Source organism: Nocardiopsis sp. NPDC101807 (assembly GCF_044766605.1).
In the GTDB taxonomy this organism is placed as follows: domain Bacteria; phylum Actinomycetota; class Actinomycetes; order Streptosporangiales; family Streptosporangiaceae; genus Nocardiopsis; species Nocardiopsis tropica.
Genome location: NZ_JBIWMK010000005.1, coordinates 542,435 through 562,435, shown reverse-complemented (window position 1 = coordinate 562,435; position 20,001 = coordinate 542,435). Strand labels below are relative to the sequence as shown.

15 protein-coding genes are annotated in these 20,001 nt (G+C 72.8%); 6 read left to right on the top strand and 9 right to left on the bottom strand.

Annotation, left to right across the window (positions count from 1 at the left end):
- Positions 1–209: 209 nt before the first annotated feature.
- Complete coding sequence (locus ACIRPH_RS18715; RefSeq protein ID WP_402916026.1) at positions 210–1,556, bottom strand: KamA family radical SAM protein; 1,347 nt, start codon at positions 1,554–1,556, stop codon at positions 210–212.
- Positions 1,557–1,983: 427 nt separating this feature from the next.
- Here ACIRPH_RS18715 and plsX point away from each other — a divergent pair, with 427 nt between their 5' ends.
- The 3 genes from plsX (at position 1,984) to ACIRPH_RS18700 (ending at position 5,947) form a co-directional block, all read left to right on the top strand.
- Positions 1,984–3,120 carry a phosphate acyltransferase PlsX gene (plsX, locus tag ACIRPH_RS18710; RefSeq protein ID WP_402915935.1) on the top strand — a complete coding sequence of 379 codons (1,137 nt, stop codon included), beginning with the start codon at positions 1,984–1,986 and terminating at the stop codon, positions 3,118–3,120.
- A gap of 112 nt (positions 3,121–3,232) precedes the next feature.
- Positions 3,233–4,978 carry an arginine--tRNA ligase gene (gene argS, locus ACIRPH_RS18705; protein WP_402915933.1) on the top strand — a complete coding sequence of 582 codons (1,746 nt, stop codon included), beginning with the start codon at positions 3,233–3,235 and terminating at the stop codon, positions 4,976–4,978.
- Between the two features lie 363 nt (positions 4,979–5,341).
- On the top strand, positions 5,342–5,947 hold the full coding sequence (locus ACIRPH_RS18700; protein ID WP_402915931.1) for a YceI family protein: 606 nt from the start codon (positions 5,342–5,344) through the stop codon (positions 5,945–5,947).
- 91 nt (positions 5,948–6,038) lie between these two features.
- On the opposite strand, the gene ACIRPH_RS18695 is transcribed toward ACIRPH_RS18700, so the two are convergent.
- The gene (locus tag ACIRPH_RS18695; protein ID WP_402915929.1) at positions 6,039–6,995 is read right to left on the bottom strand and encodes a ribokinase; all 957 of its coding nucleotides are present in this window, start codon (positions 6,993–6,995) and stop codon (positions 6,039–6,041) included.
- Positions 6,992–7,825, bottom strand: coding sequence for an exodeoxyribonuclease III (locus ACIRPH_RS18690; protein ID WP_402915927.1), 834 nt, complete (start codon positions 7,823–7,825; stop codon positions 6,992–6,994). The genes ACIRPH_RS18695 and ACIRPH_RS18690 overlap by 4 nt, the downstream gene beginning before the upstream one ends.
- A gap of 457 nt (positions 7,826–8,282) precedes the next feature.
- Here ACIRPH_RS18690 and ACIRPH_RS18685 point away from each other — a divergent pair, with 457 nt between their 5' ends.
- A complete protein-coding gene (locus ACIRPH_RS18685; RefSeq protein ID WP_402915925.1) occupies positions 8,283–9,509 on the top strand; it encodes a winged helix-turn-helix domain-containing protein in 1,227 nt (408 codons plus the stop codon).
- 66 nt (positions 9,510–9,575) lie between these two features.
- Here ACIRPH_RS18685 and ACIRPH_RS18680 read toward each other — a convergent pair whose 3' ends face one another.
- Together ACIRPH_RS18680 and ACIRPH_RS18675 are read right to left on the bottom strand one after the other, a co-directional pair.
- On the bottom strand, positions 9,576–10,718 hold the full coding sequence (locus ACIRPH_RS18680) for an acetyl-CoA C-acetyltransferase (RefSeq protein WP_402915923.1): 1,143 nt from the start codon (positions 10,716–10,718) through the stop codon (positions 9,576–9,578).
- A gap of 80 nt (positions 10,719–10,798) precedes the next feature.
- Complete coding sequence (locus ACIRPH_RS18675; protein ID WP_402915921.1) at positions 10,799–12,829, bottom strand: DHA2 family efflux MFS transporter permease subunit; 2,031 nt, start codon at positions 12,827–12,829, stop codon at positions 10,799–10,801.
- Between the two features lie 197 nt (positions 12,830–13,026).
- Between ACIRPH_RS18675 and ACIRPH_RS18670 the strand changes: the two genes are divergently transcribed.
- Entirely contained in the window at positions 13,027–14,169 is a 1,143-nt protein-coding gene (locus ACIRPH_RS18670) for an acyl-CoA dehydrogenase family protein (RefSeq protein WP_402915919.1), read from the top strand.
- Between the two features lie 32 nt (positions 14,170–14,201).
- Complete coding sequence (locus ACIRPH_RS18665; protein WP_402915917.1) at positions 14,202–14,369, top strand: hypothetical protein; 168 nt, start codon at positions 14,202–14,204, stop codon at positions 14,367–14,369.
- A 228-nt stretch (positions 14,370–14,597) separates the two neighbouring features.
- On the opposite strand, the gene ACIRPH_RS18660 is transcribed toward ACIRPH_RS18665, so the two are convergent.
- From ACIRPH_RS18660 to pdxH, 4 genes are all read right to left on the bottom strand, one after another.
- Positions 14,598–15,368 carry an NPP1 family protein gene (locus ACIRPH_RS18660; RefSeq protein WP_402915915.1) on the bottom strand — a complete coding sequence of 257 codons (771 nt, stop codon included), beginning with the start codon at positions 15,366–15,368 and terminating at the stop codon, positions 14,598–14,600.
- Between the two features lie 448 nt (positions 15,369–15,816).
- Positions 15,817–18,087 (bottom strand): SpoIIE family protein phosphatase, encoded by a 2,271-nt coding sequence (locus tag ACIRPH_RS18655; RefSeq protein ID WP_402915913.1) that lies wholly within the window; start codon positions 18,085–18,087, stop codon positions 15,817–15,819.
- Positions 18,088–18,239: 152 nt separating this feature from the next.
- A complete protein-coding gene (locus ACIRPH_RS18650) occupies positions 18,240–18,941 on the bottom strand; it encodes a metal-dependent transcriptional regulator (protein ID WP_402915911.1) in 702 nt (233 codons plus the stop codon).
- A 391-nt stretch (positions 18,942–19,332) separates the two neighbouring features.
- Entirely contained in the window at positions 19,333–19,986 is a 654-nt protein-coding gene (gene pdxH / locus ACIRPH_RS18645; protein ID WP_402915909.1) for a pyridoxamine 5'-phosphate oxidase, read from the bottom strand.
- Between the last annotated feature and the right edge of the window lie 15 nt (positions 19,987–20,001).

Here is a 20,001-nt window from a genome sequence, read left to right as displayed (position 1 = left end):
GGGAGGCCTCTCCGTCCACGGCGCGGACGCACGCGGAGCCCGGCACCACGATGTGGTGCCGGGCTCCGTCGCGTCCGGCCGGGGCCGCCGGCGCGGCCCGCCCCAGGGACGCTCCAATTCCCCTGGGACGGGTCTGCGCCGGCCCCGCCTGACCTCCGCGGTCCTTCCGATGCCCTGTGCTCGGGCCCCGCCCCGCGGACGGGCGGTTCCTACAGACGGGTGGGGTCCACCAGCCCGCCGCTACCGCCGACCGGCGGCGCCTCCCACGGGAAGTGGGTGGCGCCCAGTGCGGGCTTGAGGTCGAACAGCCACGCCGCCTTCTCGTCGTACTTGGCGAAGAAGGGGCGGCCGACCAGCTCCGGGTCCCGGGCCTGGATGAAGCGCAGGACGAAGACCTTCTCGCCCGCCACCTCCGCCACGCCGTCCACGCAGACCTTGCCCGGCGTCGCCGACATCGAGGGCCCCCGCACCGTCCGGGCCAGCCCGGACACCTTCGTGTAGGCGCCGCGGAAGATCTCGTACGCCTCGGCGAGCGGGACCGCGAAGTAGTCCTGGGGACCGGTGTCGCGCTCCACGAACATGTAGTACGGGACCATCCCGTGCCGCAGGTGGGTGCGCCACATGCTCTCCCACACGGCGGGGTCGTCGTTGATCGTGCGGATCAGCGGCGCCTGCGTGCGGATGACCGCCCCGGTCGAGCGGACGCGGCGGACCGCCTCCTGGACCAGCGCGGGGCGCATCTCGTTCGGGTGCGAGAAGTGGGCCATGAACGCGAGGTTCTTGCCCGACGCGACGACCTTCTCGAAGAGGCGCAGGGTGTCGTCGGCGTCCGGGTCGGTGACGAAGCGCTGCGGCCAGTAGGCCAGCGCCTTGGTCCCGATGCGGATGGCCTCCAGGTGCTCGATCTCCAGCAGCGGCTCGATGTAGCGGGAGATCACCCCCTCGCCCATGATCATCGGGTCGCCGCCGGTGAACAGCACGCTGGTGACCTCGGGGTGCGTGCGGACGTAGTCGACCAGCTGGTCGATCTCGCTCGACGCGAACTTCAGGTCGGCGTCGCCGACGAACTGGGCCCAGCGGAAGCAGTACGTGCAGTACGCGTGACAGGTCTGCCCCTGCTTGGGGAAGAAGAGCACGGTCTCCTTGTACTTGTGCTGGACGCCGGGGATGGGCTCCTCGTCGGCCGTCTTCGGCACGTTGAGGTCCATCTGGCCCGCCGGGTGCGGGTTCAGACTCGCCCTGATCCGGTTGGCCGCGTCGTTGAGCTCCTTGCGCGGGGCACCGGAACGCAGCAGGTCGGACATCCTGGACACGTCGCCCGGGGGCAGCATGTCGGCTTGCGGGAAGACCAACCGGTAGATCGGATCGTCCGGAGCGGCATCCCAGTCGATCAGCTCGTCGACGACGTAGCTGTTGACGCGGAACGGCAGCACCGTGGCCACCGCCTGCACCGCGAGCCGCTCATCGGCGGCGAGACCGGCTCGCGCGGTGAGCTCGTCGAGGTGTTTCGTCGTGTAGGCACGAAACCGACGTCCGGCGGACGGGGACTGTGCCACGTCTGGCGTAACGCTCACGCTTCTCCTCTCCTGTGTGTGTGCAGGGCCGCCCCCGGGCAATCGGGCAGCCCTGATCCGGCGGCTCCGGTGCGGAGTGCACCGGTCGACCTCCGGAACGGTGATCCAGTGTGGTTGTCCTACGCTCTCGGAGCGTGATGAGGCCCTGAGCCAGCGAGCGGATATACCCGGATTAGGGCTTTTGTACCCAGCCCACTCCAAGTCCAGCCCTGACCAGGACATATGGGAAGTATCCTCGCATGAGTGGACGAACGGGCCTTACGGCGTCGCCCCGGGAGCGAACCGGTAGCGTGGCACCACACCCTCGCGCGACCCTGGCCCCCACGTGCCCTCCGGCGCCGCCGGACCACCGGGACCTGCGCGCACACAGTGCGGAACGCCCACCACGACCCGTGAGGGAAGCACCGAGTTGACTGGTACACCCGACGCGGAAGCGCCCGCCCCTTCCCGGACCTCTCCGCCGATCATCGCCGTGGACGCCATGGGGGGCGACAACGCGCCCTCGGAGATCGTGAAGGGCGCCGTCATGGCCGTCCGCGAACTCGGACTCCGTGTGCTCCTCGTGGGCAGGCGCACCGAGATCGCCTCCCTCCTCGCCGAGGAGGGCGCCCTGCGGGACATCCCCGTCGTCCACGCCGAGGACAACCTGGCCATGAACGAGGGAGCCCTCGCCAGCTGGCGCCGCCCCCGCTCCAGCGCTGCCGTCTCCTGCCGCCTCATCCGGCGCGGCGACGCCGACGCCCTCGTCTCCGCGGGCTCCACCGGCGGCATCGTCGCGACGTCCACCGTCCGCCTGCGCACCCAGCCCGGCGTCCTGCGCCCCGCCCTCGCCGTGACGCTCCCCACCGGCGAGACGCCGACGATCATGGTGGACGCGGGGGCCAACGCCGACGCCAAGCCCGAGATGCTCGTCCAGTTCGCCCACCTCGGCTGCGCCTACGCCCAGACCGCCTTCGGCGTGCGCCGTCCGCGCGTGGGCCTGCTGACCATCGGGTCCGAGCCGGGCAAGGGCAACAAGCTCGTCCGCAGGGCCACCGAGCTGCTGTCCGCGACGGCCGAGGGCTCCCCGTCCATGGACTTCCGCGGCAACATCGAGGGCCACGACCTCCTCGCCCGCAAGGTCGACGTGGTGGTCACCGACGGCCACACCGGCAACGTGGCCCTCAAGTCCGTGGAGGGCACCGCCGCCTTCGCCATGGACCTTGTCCGCGACGCGCTGACCTCCTCCGCCGCGGCCAAGGCCGGGGCCCTGCTCCAGCGCAGGGCGCTGCGCCGCCTGCGCGAGCGGCTCGACAGCGAGACCTACGGCGGCGCCGCCCTCCTCGGCCTCAACGGAACCGTGGTCATCGCCCACGGCGACAGCCGCGCCAAGGGCGTCGCCCGGGCCTGCCAGCTGGCGCACGACCTGGCCGGCGGCCGCATCGGCGAGCAGATCCGCCGCCGGGTGCACCCCCGCTCCTCCAACTGGCTCCACCGCCTGGCCCAGTCCGAGGGCCCGCCCGCGTCCCCTCCCGGCGCCCTGCCGCCGGCCCCGGAGGGCCGCTGAGCGGGATCCGGACCGGCCCGCGCGCCCCGGTCCCGGGCGCGGGAGCGGACCCCGGACCGCGTCACCCCGCGAGGGGCGGGGACAGGGGGCTCAGGTCGGTACGCTTAGGAGCATGGCCGACCCGCAGGAAGTACTCTCGCGACGGGTCCAGTCCGCCCTCGGCGCCGCCTTCGGCCCCGAGTTCGCCGACACCGACCCCGTCATCCGCCCGTCCCAGTTCGCCGACTACCAGGCGAACGCCGCCCTCGCGCTCGCCAAGCGCCTGGGCCGAAAGCCGCGCGAGGTCTCCGCGGCGATCATGGAGCACCTCGACGTGGCCGACGTCTGCCGCGCCGTCGAGGTCAGCGGGCCGGGCTTCATCAACCTGACGCTGCGCGAGGACTGGATCGCGGACCAGACCCGCCTGCTCCTGGAGGACCCCCGCGTGGGCGTCCCCGTCCAGGAGCGCCTCGACATCCCCCTCGACTACTCCGCGCCCAACGTGGCCAAGGAGATGCACGTCGGGCACCTGCGCACCACCGTGGTCGGCGACTCCCTCGCCCGCACCCTGGAGTTCCTGGGCCACAACGTCATCCGGCAGAACCACATCGGCGACTGGGGCACCCCCTTCGGCATGCTCATCGAGCACCTGCTGGAGGTCGGCGAGGAGTCCGCCGAGGCGGGCCTGCTCACCACCGACCCCAACGCCTTCTACCAGTCGGCGCGCACCAAGTTCGACTCCTCCGGGCCCGGCGCGGACGAGTTCGCCGCGCGGGCGCGCCGCCGGGTGGTGGCCCTCCAGGGCGGGGACGAGGAGACCCTGCGCCTGTGGCGCGAGCTCGTCGGGCTGTCCAGGGTCTACTTCAACAAGGTGTACGCCAAGCTCGGGGTGACCCTCACCGACGACGACCTCGCCGGTGAGAGCACCTACAACGCCGTGCTCGCCGACGTGTGCGACGAGCTGGAGGCCAAGGGCATCGCGGAGGTCAGCGAGGGCGCGCTCTGCGTGTTCCTGGAGGGCTTCACCGGCCGCGAGGACAAGCCGGTCCCCCTGATCATCCGCAAGAGCGACGGCGGCTACGGTTACGCCACCACCGACCTGGCGACCGTCCGCCACCGCGTGGAGGACCTCAAGGCCGACCGCATCCTGTACGTGGTCGGCGCCCCGCAGGCCATGCACTTCAAGATGGTGTGGGCGACCGCCCGCAAGGCCGGGTGGCTGCCGGACGGCGTCGAGGTCACCCACGTGCAGATCGGCAACGTGCTCGGCGCCGACGGCAAGATCCTGCGGACCCGCAGCGGCGCGCCCGTCCGCCTGATGGCGCTGCTGGACGAGGCCGTCGAGCGGGCCGCCGCCGTCGTGGCGGAGAACCGCCCCGACCTCGGCGCCGAGGAGCAGGCCGAGATCGCCCGCCAGGTGGGCATCGGCGCGGTCAAGTACGCGGACCTGTCGGTCTCCCACGACACCGAGTACACGTTCGACTTCGACCGCATGCTGGCCCTGACCGGCAACACCGGCCCCTACCTCCAGTACGCGCAGGCGCGGATCCGGTCCATCTTCCGCAAGGGCGGGCTGGACCTGTCCTCGCCCCGGGGCGGGATCACCGTCTCCGAGGGCGCCGAGCGCGACCTCGCGCTCAAGCTGCTGGAGTTCGGCGCCGTGGTGGAGCAGGTCGGCGCCCTGCTCCAGCCGCACCGCCTCTCCGCGTACCTGTTCGAGCTGGCGCAGACGCTCACGGCGTTCTACGAGCACTGCCCGGTGCTGACCGCCCCGACGGAGGCCGAGCGCGAGTCGCGCCTGGCGCTGGTGTCGGTGGCCTTCCGGGTCCTGGTGCAGGGCCTGGACCTGCTGGGCGTGGAGGCTCCCGAGCACATGTAGCGGCGGCGGACCGCACCGGTCCGGCGCGCAGCACGACCACCGAACCCGAGGGGGCCGGGGCGGACGACCGCCCCGGCCCCCTCGGCCGTCCGCGGGCGTGCGTGGCCGGTTCCGGCCCCGTCCCCGGCCCGGCGCCGGCACTGCGGGCCGTCCGCGGGCGTGCGTGGCCGGTTCCGGCCCCGTCCCCGGCCCGGGGCCGCAGAGGGGTGACGTACCTCGTCAGCGGGGGTTCCGCCGCCGCCGGGGACGACAGAGTCCAATGTCTCGTGCCCGGTCGCGCCAGAACTTCACGTTCCGGGTGGACGTCAGACCTAAGGTATGTGGACAAAAGCCACAGACCGGACAAATAGGGAGCAAATGGCCATGACAACCACCCCCGAGATCGGACCGGGGCCGGGCACCTGGTACCTGGACCCGCTCCACTCCAGCCTGATCTTCGTCGCCCACTACCTGCGCTTCGGCCGGGTCCAGGGCACCTTCGGACGGGCGCGCGGGCAGGTGCTCGTCACCGGGGACCCCGCCCGCTCCGAGGTGGAGGTCGTCCTCGACGCGGCCAGCGTCAACACCGGCGTGGGCGCGCGCGACGCCCACCTGCGCTCGGCCGACTTCCTGGACGTGGACCACCACCCCGAGATCCGCTTCGCCTCCACCGGGTTGGAGCCGAGCCGGCGCGGACAGCACTCCTTCCGGCTGTTCGGCGACCTGACCATCCACGGGACGACCCTTCCGGTCACCCTCGACTCCCAGTGGGTCGGCGAGTCCCCGGACTACGTGTCGCCCGACGACACCTACGGGCACTTCTTCTCCGCGAGCACCCGGATCCGCCTCTCCGCCTTCGGCGTGGGCGACGGCGGCGAGGTCCCGTGGGGCGGCCGGCTCGTCGGCGACACCGTCGACATCGTGCTGGAGGTCCGCCTCCAGAACCAGGACCCGCGCCCGTTCCTCCAGCAGATCGGGCACACGCCCTGAGGGTCGCCCGTCCCGGGACCACCGCGGGGCGAGCGCCGACACGTCCCGGGACCGTCCCCCGGAACCCGGCCGCCCCCGCCCCGGACCGGCCTCAGGCGACGCCGCCGAGCAGCGCCTCGACCTCCTCGCGGGTGGGCATGGACGAGCTGGCGCCGGGCCGCTGGACCGAGAGCGACGCCGCCGCCGCGGCGAACGACATCGCCTCCTCCGGCGACCGCCCCTCCGCCCTCGCCACAGCGAACGAACCGCAGAAGGTGTCCCCCGCGGCCGTGGTGTCCACCGCCCTCACCTGCCGTGCGGGCGAGGCCACCGCCGCCCCGCCCCTGCGGCCGTGGAGCGAGCCGTCCTCGCCCAGGGTCAGCAGCACCTCCGGGACCAGCTCCAGCAGGGCGGCCAGCGCCTCGTGCGGGTTCGTGCGACCGGTGATCGCGGCCGCCTCGTGCTGGTTGGGGACCAGGACGTCCACCGACTCCAGCAGCTCCGCGGGCAGGTCGCGCGCCGGGGCCGGGGTCAGGTAGACCGGCACGCCGAGCGCGCGTCCGGTCCGCGCCGCGGAGACCACGGCCTCCATCGGCAGTTCGAGCTGGAGCAGGAGGGCCGCGCTCCCCTCGATGAGCGCCGCGTCGCCGTCGGCCACGCCGGCGACCCCGCCGTTGGCGCCGGGGACGACGATGATGGAGTTGCCCCCCTTGCCGTCCACGACGATGTGGGCGACGCCCGACGCCCCGGGGACCGTGCGCAAACCGGACACGCCGACCCCGGCCGCCGCCAGGTTGGCGCGCAGCTCCTCGCCGAAGGCGTCGTCGCCCACCGCCCCGAGGAAGGCCACGTCGGCCCCCGCCCGTGCCGCGGCCACCGCCTGGTTGGCGCCCTTGCCGCCGGGCACCTGGCGGAAGTCGGTGCCCGTCACGGTCTCGCCGCTCGCGGGGACCTCGTCCACGTAGGCGACCAGGTCCATGTTGACGCTGCCGAAGACGGCCACGCGCGGCGCGCCGCCGGCGGCGCCCCCGCCGTCCGTGGTCCCGACCGCTCTGCTCCCGGCGCTCATGCCCCGGCCTCCTTCACCTTGGCGACGGACGCTCCGTCGTTCCCGTCGAGCCCCACGATGACCGGTGCGTGGTCGGAGGCCCCCTTGCCCTTGCGCTCCTCGCGGTCGATGCTCGCGCCGCTCACGCGGGCGGCGAGTGCCGGGGAGGCGAGGACGAAGTCGATGCGCATGCCCCTGCGCTTGGGGAAGGCCAGCCCCTTGTAGTCCCAGTAGGTGTACACGCCGGGCCCCGGGGTGTGCTCCCGGACGACCTCGCGGAACCCCGCGCCGACGAGCGCCTCGAAGGCCGCGCGCTCGGGAGCGGTGACGTGGGTGCTGCCCTCGAACGCGGCCATGTCCCACACGTCGTCGTCCTGCGGGGCGATGTTGAAGTCGCCGACGTAGGCGATCTGCGCGTCGGGGTCCTGCGCGAGGCGCGCGGCGCCCGCCTCGCGCAGCGCCTCCAGCCAGCGCAGCTTGTAGGCGTAGTGGGGGTGGTCGACCTCGCGGCCGTTGGGCACGTACAGGCTCCACACCTGGACACCGCCGCACGTCGCGCCGACGGCGCGCGCCTCGGACTCCTCGGGGTCGCCGTAGCCGGGCTGGCCGGGGAAGCCGACCCGCACGTCCTCCAGCCCGACGCGGGAGGCGATCGCGACCCCGTTCCACTGGGAGAGGCCGTGGTGGGCGACCTCGTAGCCGCGGTCGGTGAAGACGGAGGCCGGGAACTGGTCGTCCCTGGCCTTGGTCTCCTGGATGGCGAGGACGTCGACGTCGCTCCGGTCCAGCCAGGCCCCGATCCGGTCGACCCTGGCCCTGGCACTGTTCACATTCCAAGTCGCGATACGCACAGCAGAAGGCTAGGCCATGGAGGGGGCGGGGGTGTTCGACGCGGGCCGTGGACGAGGGGGAAACGCCCAGCTGGGCGGGCGGGAACGGAAGGTGCCCCGGTGCGGCCGTCCTCCGCACCGGGGCGGGTGCGACTCCCGGCACGTGTCCGGTCGTTCGTGTCGCCTCTGTTGTGACGGCCATGCCCCCCTCGGGGTTCGCATTGGGCCAAAGGTTTTTTCCCGGGAACCGCCGCGGTCGGCCACAGCGAGTCGCCGCCACGCGTGTCACCGGGCACGACGGCCGCGGACGGGTGACGCATGACACACCGGCTGTCCGGCCCCTGAGGACCGCCCCGTCCGGCCCCGACCCGGCGCCCGCGCACACCGGCCCCGGGCCCGTCCGGCCCCTGCGGGCCGTCCCCGTCCCGGCCCCGACCGGGGCGGGCCGACTGTCGCCACCGGCGACTACCGTGGCGGCATGGCCGAACCGCACCCCCGCCGAGACGCGGACCTCTCCCTCTCCCAGGCGCGCAGGATCGCCCTCGCCGCCCAGGGCTTCACCGACCCGCGGCCCCGGGGCAGGGCGACCCTGGCCCACCTGGCCCGGGTGGTGCGCCGCGTGGGGATCCTCCAGATCGACAGCGTGAACGTGCTCGCCCGCAGCCAGTACCTGCCCGTGTTCGCCCGCCTGGGCGGCTACGACACCGCCCTGCTGGACCGGGCCGCCACCACGGCCGCGGGGGCGGGCGGCGCGCGCCTGGTGGAGTGCTGGGCCCACGAGGCCAGCCTGGTGCCGCCGGCCACGCGGCAGCTCATGCGCCACCGGATGGACCGCAACCGCGCCCAGGCCCGGGTCGGCTGGATGAACGGCATCCGGGAGGAGCGGCCCGAGCTCCTGAAGGCGGTCATGGAGGAGGTCGTCCGGATCGGCCCGGCCACCGCCCGCGGCGTGGAGGCCGCCCTCGCGCACGACGCGCCGCGCGCCAAGGACCACTGGGGCTGGAACTGGTCCGACGTCAAGAAGTGCCTGGAGTACCTGTTCTGGATCGGGGACCTGACCTCCAACGGGCGCAACTCCCAGTTCGAGCGGCTCTACGACCTGCCCGGGCGCGTCCTCCCGCCGGAGGTGCGCGACGCCCCGCCCACCACGCCCGAGGAGGCGCACCGGGAGCTGGTGTCCATCGCCGCGCGCGCCCACGGCGTCGCCACCGAGCCCTGCCTCCGCGACTACTTCCGGCTCAAGTCCGCCGAGTCCAGGCCGGCCGTGGCCGACCTCGTGGACTCCGGTGAGCTGGTCCCGGTGCGGGTGGAGGGCTGGAACCGCCCCGCCTACCTGCACCGGGACGCCCGGGTCCCCCGCTCGCTGGCGGCCCGGGCGCTGCTCAGCCCGTTCGACTCCCTGGTGTGGACGCGGGACCGCGCCGAGGAGCTGTTCGGGTTCCGCTACCGGCTGGAGATCTACGTGCCCGCCGCCAAGCGGGTGCACGGCTACTACGTGCTGCCGTTCCTGCTGGGCGAGGACCTGGTCGCGCGGGTGGACCTCAAGGCGGACCGCGCGTCGGGGACGCTCCTGGCCCAGAGGATCACCCTGGAGGACGGCGCCCCCGCCGACACCGTGTCGGAGCTGGTGGAGCAGCTGGTCGAGATGTCCGCGTGGCTGGGCCTGGAGAACGGCGTCGGGGGCCCCGCCCTGGCCCGCCGGTGAGCGGCGGGCGGGTCCGGCGCGGGGGCCGCGCGCCGGCAGGCGGGCGCGCGGCCCCCGCGCTCCGGGTCAGACGCGTTCGATGACGGTGACGTTGGCCTGGCCGCCGCCCTCGCACATGGTCTGGAGGCCGTAGCGCCCGCCGGTCCTGTGCAGCTCGGCGATCAGCTTGGTCATCAGGATCGAGCCGGTGGCGCCCAGCGGGTGGCCCAGGGCGATCGCGCCGCCGTTCGGGTTGACCTTGGCCGGGTCGGCGCCCAGCTCCTCGATCCACGACAGCGGCACGGGGGCGAACGCCTCGTTGATCTCGGTGACGTCGATGTCGTCGATGCCCAGACCGGCCTTGGCGAGGGCGATCCTGGTCGCGGGGATGGGCGCGGTGAGCATGTACACGGGGTCGTCGCCGACCAGGGCCAGCTGGACGACGCGGGCCAGCGGGGTCAGCCCGTGCTGCTCGATCGCGCGCTCGGACGCGATGAGCAGGGCGCCCGCGCCCACGGAGATCTGGCTCGCGACGGCCGCGGTGAGCTCCCACCCCTCGCGCAGCGGCTTGAGGCCGGCCATCTTCTCCAGGGTGGTGTCGGCGCGGACGCCCTCGTCCCTGCTCACCCCGGCGAGGGGCGCGATCTGGTCGTCGAAGCGGCCCTCCTCCTGCGCGGCGGCGGCGCGCCGATGGCTCTCCAGGGCGAACTCCTCCAGCCGCTCGCGCTTGTAGCCCCACTTCTCGCACATGAGCTGGGCGCCGCGGAACTGGGAGATCTCCTGGAGGCCGTAGCGCCCGGTCCATCCCTCGCCGTAGAGGGGGAGGTCGTTGTCGAGGGCGAACTGGACGTTGGCGCCCATGGGGACCATGCCCATGTTCTCGACGCCGGCGGCCACGACCAGGTCCTGGGTACCGGACATGACGCCCTGGGCGGCGAAGTGGACGGCCTGCTGCGAGGAGCCGCACTGGCGGTCGACCGTGACGCCGGGGACGCTCTCGGGGAGGCCCGCGGAGAGCCACGCGGTGCGGGCCAGGTCGAGGGCCTGGGGGCCCGCCTGGCTGACCACGCCCATGATCACGTCCTCGACGGCGGCCGGGTCGACCCCGGTGCGCCGGACGAGCTCCTTGAGCACGTGCGCGCCCAGGTCCGCCGGGTGCACGGCGGCGAGGGCGCCCTTCCTGGTGCCGACGGGGGTGCGTACTGCGCCGACGATGTATGCCTCGGCCACTGAGTCCTCCAAGAGCGCGGGTGACGATAACCGAACTGTATTCGGTTCCCTGGATCCGGCAAGCCCCCGCCCCCGTGCGGCTACAGCCGGTGGGCCCCCTCGCCGAGGCGCGAGGCGTCCCCCTCGTCGCCGAGGGTGTCCGCGGTCATCCGCTCCAGGGCGGCGACCACCTCCGGGTGCTCCCCGGGCTCGTAGTCGGCCAGCAGCGAGCGCAGCGCGGTGCGCTGGGCGTCGAACACCTGCCCGGCCGCGTCCGCCCCGCGCCGGTTCAGCTGCCAGGCCCCGCCCTCCTCCGTCAGGTATCCGGCCTCCTCCAGCTCCCGGCGCACACCCTCCCAGGCGTCCTCGTCCAGCCCCGACATCCGCGCGAGCTCCGCCCCGGTGAGCGGCCCGGTGACGCCGAGGTGGCTGAGCGCCCAGCACGCGCGCGGCGAGATCTCCAGCCCCGCGGCCTCGCGCAGGCGCTCGTACATCTCGTCCGCGCCCTCCCTGCCGCAGGCCCGGTACACCTCGCGTTCGACGTGCTCCATCGCGCTGCGGCTCCCCGCGGCGACGGGCGGGATCGACTCGTCCAGCCCGGGGGAGCCGATGGTGGTGCGCAGGGGCACCTGCCGCAGGAACAGAGCGAGCACGAACCCGGCCGCCGCCACCGGCACCGCCCACAGGAACACGGTGTCCACGGAGTCGGCGTAGGCCTGGAGGAACGACGCCTGTGCCTCCGGGGGCAGCCGGTCCAGGCTGCGGGGGTCGCTCTCCAGGGACGCCGGGTCCACCCCCGGCGGCAGCCGGATCTCCCCGGCGCGGGCCGCCAGGTTCGCCGCCAGCTGCCCGGAGAAGACCGCCCCGAACACCGCCGTGCCGAACGAGCCGCCGATCGACCGGAAGAACGTCGCCGAGGAGGTGGCCACCCCGAGGTCCGCGTAGTCGGCGGCGTTCTGCACGACCACGACCACCACCTGCATCACCAGGCCCAGGCCGAACCCCAGGACGAAGAAGTAGAACCCCATCTCCCAGAGCGAGCTCTCGGGGCCGAGGCGGGAGAGGAGCAGCAGTCCGAGCGAGGTGACGGCCATGCCCGCCACGGGATAGGCCTTGTAGTGGCCGGTGCGGGTGACCAGGCGTCCGCTGGTGATCGAGGTGAGGAACATGCCCAGCACCATCGGGATCAGGTGGAGGCCGGAGGCCGTCGGGGACAGGCCGTGCACGATCTGGAGGAACAGCGGCAGGAACGCCATCGACCCCATCATCGCGAAGCCCACGCAGAACCCGATGGCCATGGCGACCACGATGGTCGGGTTGCGGAACAGGCTGAGCGGCATGACCGGGTCGGCGGCCCTGCGCGCGGTCAGCCACCATCCGACCCCGAGGGCGGCGCCCGCGACGGCGAGCCCCACGACCTGGGGCGAGGTCCACGGGTAGACGCTGCCGCCCCAGGCCGCCACCAGGGTGAGGCACACGGCGGTGGCGGCCAGCAGGAGGATCCCGGCGTAGTCGACCCGGCGGCGGCCGGTCGGCGTGCTGGCGGGCAGCACCGCCAGCACCGTGGCGAACGCGACGACGCCGAGCGGAAGGTTCACGTAGAACACCCACCGCCAGGTCAGGTGGTCGACGAACAGGCCGCCCAGCAGGGGCCCCGCCACGCTGGAGATGCCGAAGACGGCGCCGAAGAGACCCTGGTACTTGCCCCGCTCCCGGGGCGAGACGACGTCGCCGATGATCGCGGAGGCGAGCACCATCAGCCCTCCCCCTCCGAGCCCCTGCAGCGCCCGGAAGGCAATGAGCTGGAGCATGTCCTGCGCGATGCCGCACAGGGCGGAGCCGACCAGGAAGATCCCGATGCACAGGAGGAAGAGCCGCTTGCGGCCGAACTGGTCGCCGAGCTTCCCCCACAGCGGGGTGACGGCGGTGACGGCGAGCAGGTAGGCGGTGATCACCCACGACAGGTGGTTGAGCCCGCCGAGCTCGGACACGATCGTCGGCAGCGCGGTGGAGACGATCGTCTGGTCCAGGGCGGCCAGGAGCACGGTGAGCATCAGGGCGGTCATGATCACCGCGATCCTGCCGCCCCGGTGCTCCCTGCGTTCCCGGTGGTCGGCCTCGTGCTGCGCCATCGGCTCTCCCCCGTGTCGGGCCGTGCACGGCTCACGGCCCCGCTGCGGCCACAGTAGGAACCCGGAAGCTCCCGTGAACGGGGAACCGCCCACCGGAACGGGAACTTTGCCGTGGCTTGGAGCCGCCCCTTCAAAACCGAATATGGTTCGGTTACTGTGGCGTCAACCAGTGATCCCCGACACGTCCGGAGCAGAGCATGAAGCGGGAACTCTTCGACGCCGACCACGACCTCTTCCGCGCATCGGTGGCCGAGTTCCTCGAGCGCGAGGTCGCTCCCTTCCACGCGCGGTGGGAGGAGGACGGGATCGTCCCGCGCGAGGTGTGGGTCCGCGCGGGCGAGGTGGGGCTCCTCGGGCACGGCGTGCCGGAGGAGTACGGGGGCACCGGCCTGGACGACTACCGGTACAACGCCGTCGTCAACGAGGAGGTCTGCCGGGCCCGCGCCAGCGGCCTCGGCGTGACCCTCCAGAACGACGTCATGGCGCCGTACATGGTGAAGCTGACGAACGACGAGCAGAAGAGCCGCTGGCTGCCCGGTTTCGCCTCCGGCGAGCTGATCACCGCCATCGCCATGACCGAGCCCGGCACCGGCAGCGACCTCCAGGGCATCAGGACGTCGGCGGTGCGCGACGGCGGCGACTTCGTCCTCAACGGCTCCAAGACCTTCATCACCAACGGCGTCAACGCCGACCTGGTGATCGTGGTCTGCCGGACCGACCCCGAGGCGGGGGCGCAGGGCTTCTCGCTCCTCGCGGTGGAGCGCGGCATGCCCGGCTTCGAGCGCGGCCGCAACCTGGACAAGATCGGCATGAAGGCGCAGGACACCGCCGAGCTGTTCTTCGACGACGTGCGCGTCCCCGCGGCCAACCTGATCGGCGCGGAGGGCCAGGGCTTCGTCCACCTCATGGAGAACCTGCCGCAGGAACGCCTGTCCATCGCCACCTGCGCGGTCGCCTCCGCCGGAGCCGTGCTGGAGCACACCGTCGAGTACTGCCGGGAGCGCACGGCCTTCGGGAGGCCGATTGGGCGGTTCCAGAACAGCCGTTTCGTCCTGGCCGAGATCGCCACCGAGGTCGACATGGCCCGTACCTACGTGGATCGGGGCATCCAGCTGCTCAACCGGGGTGAGCTGACCGTCGAGGACGCCGCCATGGCCAAGTGGTGGACCACCGAGATGTGCAACAGGGCCGTGGACCGGTGCCTCCAGCTTCACGGCGGGTACGGGTACATGATGGAATACCCCGTGGCACGGGCCTGGCAGGACACCCGCGTCCAGACGATCTACGGTGGCACCACCGAGATCATGAAGGAGATCGTGGGACGCGGCCTCGGCCTGTGACCTGACAACCCCCGGGAAGGGTCGGAGCAGTCATGAGCGGTGCGTGGGACGGCCTCATCGTCATGGGCCTGCTGGTCGTGCTGCTCGTGATCGGCGTGCGCAAGCTCCGGCCCAGGATCCACATCCCCTGGGCGACCAGCGGGATCGTGGTCTTCTTCGTCTTCGTGTGCCTGCTGCTCTGGGCGTGGTCCTGGCGGTAGGGACGACGCGCCGCCGGCCCCTCCGCGACGGGGACCGGGCGCCCGGACGCGGCCCGCGGATCGTTCCGGGCCCGCGTCCGCCGGGCCGCCTCCCACGGCGCCGCCCGGGCTCGGACGCCCCGGCCGCGGAACGACCCTCGCTCCCGGCCGTGCTGGAGGCGGCCCCGCGGCCGCTCGCGGCGGTCGGCGCGGGCGCCGGGCCGACCGCGGGCGCCCGCGGGCCGCGCGCTAGGCGTAGGGGTCGAACTCGATGCCGTCGGGCCGCGCCCTGGCCAGCGCCCCCGGGAACGAGCCGTCCCTGAGGTCGAGCTGCGCGCTCCCGTAGTCCGCCGACGTGAACGCCTCCCGGATACCCGGAGGGTAGTGGTCCCAGCTGACCAGGGCCGGGTACTGCCACACGCCGTAGTGGTTCTCCGGCGGGTCGTCGTGCCCGGCCGCGAACCGGAAGGCGTGGGTGGAGGCCCCGTCCTTGTGGTAGACGATCTTGGGGTGGGTGCCCTCCCACAGCACCTCGGACGCCGGCCTCGTGTCGTAGTCGCCGTGCGCCGAGGCCGACACGTGGCGCGCCTCGTCGTCGAGCACCCACACCACGACGTGTTCGAGGTCGTGCCGGTGCCCGCAGCAGCCGTGGACGGTCTGGTCCTTCTCGAAGTAGAGCGCGTACATGTACGCGCACCACCCGCTCGCGTCGCACTTGGAGCGCGAATACGAGTTCGTGTTGTCGAGGTCGGAACGGTCGCGGCAGTTGCCGTTCAGGGCGCCGGAGGTCTTCAGCCCCTCGGCGACGGTCCCGTCCGCTCCGATGGCGGGGGACGAATAGCAGCCGTCGGTGTCGTAGTCGAAGGCGGGCTGCCATTTCCCGTCCGCCTCCGCGTGGCTCGCCGGAAGCGCGGGGGGCGGATCCGCGAAGGCGTGGGCCGGAAGCGCGATGACCAGCGCCAGGGCCCCGACGAGGGAGCGGAGGGCCAGACGCGGGACGCGGCGGACCGCCCTTCGCACGGCTCCGGGCCCCGGGGCGGGCGGGGGTTCCCGGCGGCCGGCCGGAACGCGTGGGGAACGGGGACCCACGCCCCTCCGGGCGGACTCGGCGATTCTCGAACCGGCAGAATGGGTACGGGGAACCACTTCTGCGTCTTCCATCGACGTCCTCCACTCCCTGCCCGGGAATTGGTTCATCCTTTTCCTGTTGTCGTCGGACAAATTAACCGCGGAGGTCGTCCACGACAAGGAGGGCAGGGACGGAAACGCATTGTTCGCCGGGAATTCGGCGCCCGGCCGACCGCGCGGCGGGGCGGGCTGCGGCGGCGCCGCGCCCGGGGGTGGCGGAAGGGGCGGGGCACGCGGTGCGGGGCCTCGGCAGAGCGCGGAACCGGTGGGACGCGCGGGGCCCGCGCGCCCCGGAACCGGGCGGGCCGGCGGCGTCGGCCGCCGCGGCCCGCGGGAGGGCTCAGCCCCGCGAGCCCTCCTCGTCCTCACCGTGCATCGGCATCTCGAACCAGACCGCCTTGCCGTCCGGCGTGGGACGGGACCCCCACCGGCTCGCCAACTGCTCCACCAGGTAGAGGCCGCGACCGCCCTCGTCGTCGGCGGCGGCGCTGCGGATGCGGGGCAGGCGCAGGTCGTGGTCGAAGACCTCCACCCACACGGCGGAGGCGCCGCGCCGCAACCGGAGTAGGAACTCCTTGTCGGCGGCGTCCTCGGAGGGCTCGTCGTCCTCCTCGGCCGCCGCCTCCAGCAGGTCCGTCCAGTCCTCGTCGAACTCGTCCGCCGTCCCCGCCCCGAGGGGCGTCTCCGAGTCCAGGACGCCGTTGCCGGTGAACTCGCGGTGCACGGGGTGGGGGGTCGCGTGGATGACGACGTTGGTGACGATCTCCGAGACCAGCAGGCAGGCCAGCTCGGACTGGTTGCGGTCCATCCCCCACTCCTCGAAGGTCTTGGCCGCCAGGTGGCGCGCCTCGCCCACGGTGGAGGCCTCCGAGGGGAACCAGCCCTCGCGCAGGGCCAGTTCGTCGGAGTGCGTGCGCACGACCAACAGCGCGGTGTCGTCGTCCAGTTCGCCGGGGACGCTGTGCACGGCCGCCTCGGCGATCTCGTCGACGTCCTTGTCCGCGACCTCGGAGACCCGTTCGGCCAGTTGGGCCAGGGCGCGCTCGGGGTCGGCCGAGCCGCCGGCCGGACGCCGGTCCACGAGCCCGTCGGTGTACATGACCAGGGTCGCGCCGAGCGGGAGCCGCAGTTCGGCCTGGTGGTAGACGACGTCCTCGGCCGCCCCGCCCTTGGCGCGCACGCCCAGCATGCGGTCGGCCGCCGCCAGGTCGAGCTTGTCGACCGAGTCGGAGGTGACCAGTAGCGGTGTGGCGTGCCCGGCGTTGGCGTAGGACAGCTCGCGCGACCACGCGTCGTAGACCATGTACAGGCAGCTGACGCTGGGGATCCAGGTGCCGCCGTCCTCGTCCGGCTGGCCGAGCTGGCGGACCCACTCGTCGAGTTCGCGGAGGATGTCCGCGGGTTCGCGGTCGGCCTGGGCGAAGGCCCGCAGGGCGGCACGCAGCTGCCCCATGACCGCGGCGGCGTGCGGGCCGCGGCCCTCCACGTCGCCGATGACCAGTCCGACGCGTCCCGCGGAGAGCGGGATGGCGTCGTAGAAGTCGCCGCCGACCTGGGTCTGCACACCGTAACCGCCCGCCTGGAGGGGCCCGGCGGGCTGGTAGCGGTGGGCGATGGTCAGCCCGTCCAGGTGCGGGAAGTGGTGCGGGAGCAGGCTCCGCTGGAAGGCGAGGGCGGTGCTGCGCTCCTCCTCGAACAGGCGCGCGTTGTCGATGCTCAGGGCCACCCGGGAGGCGATCGCGCCGACGAGGTCGCGGTCGAACCCGCCGTAGGTGCTCTTCTGCCGGGGGGAGAGTCCTGAGAGCGCCAGGGTGAGCACGCCGAGGACCTCGCCGCGGGCCCGCAGGGGGGCGGCGATGGCGGAGGTGACGCCGACCTGCCGGGAGACGGTGTCGGAGCGGGTGCTGGGAGAGTTCTCGTACAGGTAGTCGCTGCTGACGACGGTCTCCATCCGACGCAGCGCCTGGGTGACGAAGTGGCGTTCGGGGTAGCGGACCTCGTCGCCGACCTCGAACCACGTGCGGGGCGGCGGCGTCCACCCCTCGGCGTGCACCGACACCTGTCTGACCAGGCGGTCGTGGTCGTAGAGGTCGATGAAGCAGTGGTCGGCGAACTGGGGCACCAGGATGCCCGCGACGCCCTTGACCGTGGAGTCGAACTCCAGGGAGCCGGCCAGGCGGCTGCCGATGCGTTCGAGCAGTCCGTACTGCTCCTCCACGCGGCCGCTGCGCAGGGCCTCGCGGGCGATGAGGGTGATGCCGTCGATCTCGCCGGACTCGTCGCGCATCGGCACGGCCTGGGCGCGCACGTGGATCCACGTGGAGTCGCCCTTGAGGACGGCGAACGTGCCCTCCCAGTGCTCGCCGCGCAGGACGCGGCGGGCCAGCTGGGAGGCGTGTTCGCGGTCCGACTCGTGGATGCCGATGTCGAGGAGGGAGAGGCCGACGTAGTCCCGGCCGCCGACGAACCCGAAGAGCTCGCGGGCGAAGGGGTTCCAGTAGCGCAGCAGGCTGGACCTGTCGATGACGACGATGGCGATCTGCGCCTGGTCCACCACAGCGGCCGTGGCCAGCGCGCCGCTCTCCCGGAAGGGCTCACCCCACCGTGTCATCTAGCCGCCACCTCGCCGTCATGAGCTGCATACATGCCCGCTCCGGGTACCCCGAACGACCGCACCTTGGGGCGAGCGTAGCAACACCGTCAACGTTCCCGCAGCGCAATGTGACAATCCCGATGAGCAACCAATCAACGTGTTCGCGTCATTCACGGCTTGGCGACGAAGATGTGCCCGGCGACGACCTCGGAGAGGTCGGTCCCCTCGGACTCGCCGCCGATCACGTGAACGCCCCCGTCGGAGGCCCTGAGCACCACTTCCTGCCCGGGTTGTACCCCGGATTCGCGCAAGGTGAGCATGATGTCGGCGTCCGACTGGATCTGCTCGCTGATGCGCCGTACCGTCACGGTCGTCCCGCTCTCGCCCGCGGCGTCGATCATCGGAACGATCGAGTCGTCGGTGAAGGGCTCGGGCGAGTAGTTCTCCAGGCCGAGCTCGTCCAGGCCCGGGATCGGGTTGCCGTGGGGGCACACCGAGGGGGCGTTGAGCAGCGTCACGAGGCGCTCCTCCACCGCCTCGGAGATCACGTGCTCCCAGCGGCAGGCCTCGATGTGCACGTCCTCCCAGGGCAGCCCGATGACGTCGACGAGCAGGCGCTCGGCGAGCCGGTGCTTGCGCATGACGTGCGTGGCCAGTCGGCGGCCCTCGGCCGTCATGACGAGGTGCCTGTCGTTCTCGACCCGCAGCAGGCCGTCGCGCTCCATGCGGGCCACCGTCTGGCTGACCGTGGGTCCGCTCTGGTGCAGGCGCTCGGCGATACGCGCCCGAAGCGGGACGATGCCCTCCTCCTCGAGCTCGAAAACCGTCCGGAGGTACATCTCCGTGGTGTCGATCAGCCCGTGTGCGGTCAAGTCTCCCCTCCCAAGGCTCTGCGCCCGACGCGCGGTCGCGGCGGGCACGGCAGGTCTCTCACAACACAGGCCGGGACCACGTGATTCCCAGGGGCCGAGTGGGGACCGGGGCGTCCGCAGGACCGCGGGAGCGACCACCGATACGGCAAGCATATCGCGCATCCGCGGGCCCGAATTTCTCGGGCGTCCCACAATGTGGACAGCGGAGGGGCGGCATCCGCCCCGCGGCCCAGGAGTCGCTGGTCCCGGCCCCTCCGGGCCCTCCGCCCCCGGAGGAATGCCCGACGGGCCCTTGCGGAAGGCCCTCCGGCGCCGCACGGGTCCGGGGCGGGCGCCGGACGCGACGGGGATCACTCCGGCGGGCGCCCGCGCCGCCCCCTCCGCAGGGGGTTCAGGGGGACAGGCGGTCGATCTCCCACACGTCCCCGTCGCCGCGCAGGTAGCGGAACCGGTCGTGCATGCGGTCCGGGCCGCCCTGCCAGAACTCGACCTCCTCGGGCACGAGGCGGTAGCCGCCCCAGTAGGAGGGCCGGGGGACTTCCTCGTCCTCGGCCCACACGGTCTCGAAGCCCCGGTACAGGCGGTCGAGCTCGGCGCGGTCCTCCACGGGCCGGGACTGGCGCTCGCTGGCCCAGGCCCCGAGCTGGGAGCCGCGCGGCCGTGTGGCGAAGTAGCGGTCGTTCTCCGCGTCGGAGAGCCGTTCGACCCGCCCGGCCACCAGGACCTGCCGGCGGACGGCGTGCCAGGGGAAGAGGAGGCCGGCGCGGGGGTCCGCGTCCAGCGCCTCCCCCTTCCTGGAGGTGTAGTTGGTGAAGAAGCGCAGCCCGGTCCTGTCGTAGCCCTTCAGCAGCACCGTCCTGGCCCTGGGCATCCCCGAGGGCTCGACGGAGGCCAGGACCATGGCGTTGGGCTCGGCCAGCCCCGACTCGTAGGCATCCTCGAACCACAGGTGGAACTGCGTCATCGGATGGGCGGCGAGAGAGGAGCGCACCAGGGGCTCACCCGTGTACGGTTTCCGCAGTTCGGCGGGGTTTCGGTGGTCCACAACGGGCATCTTCTC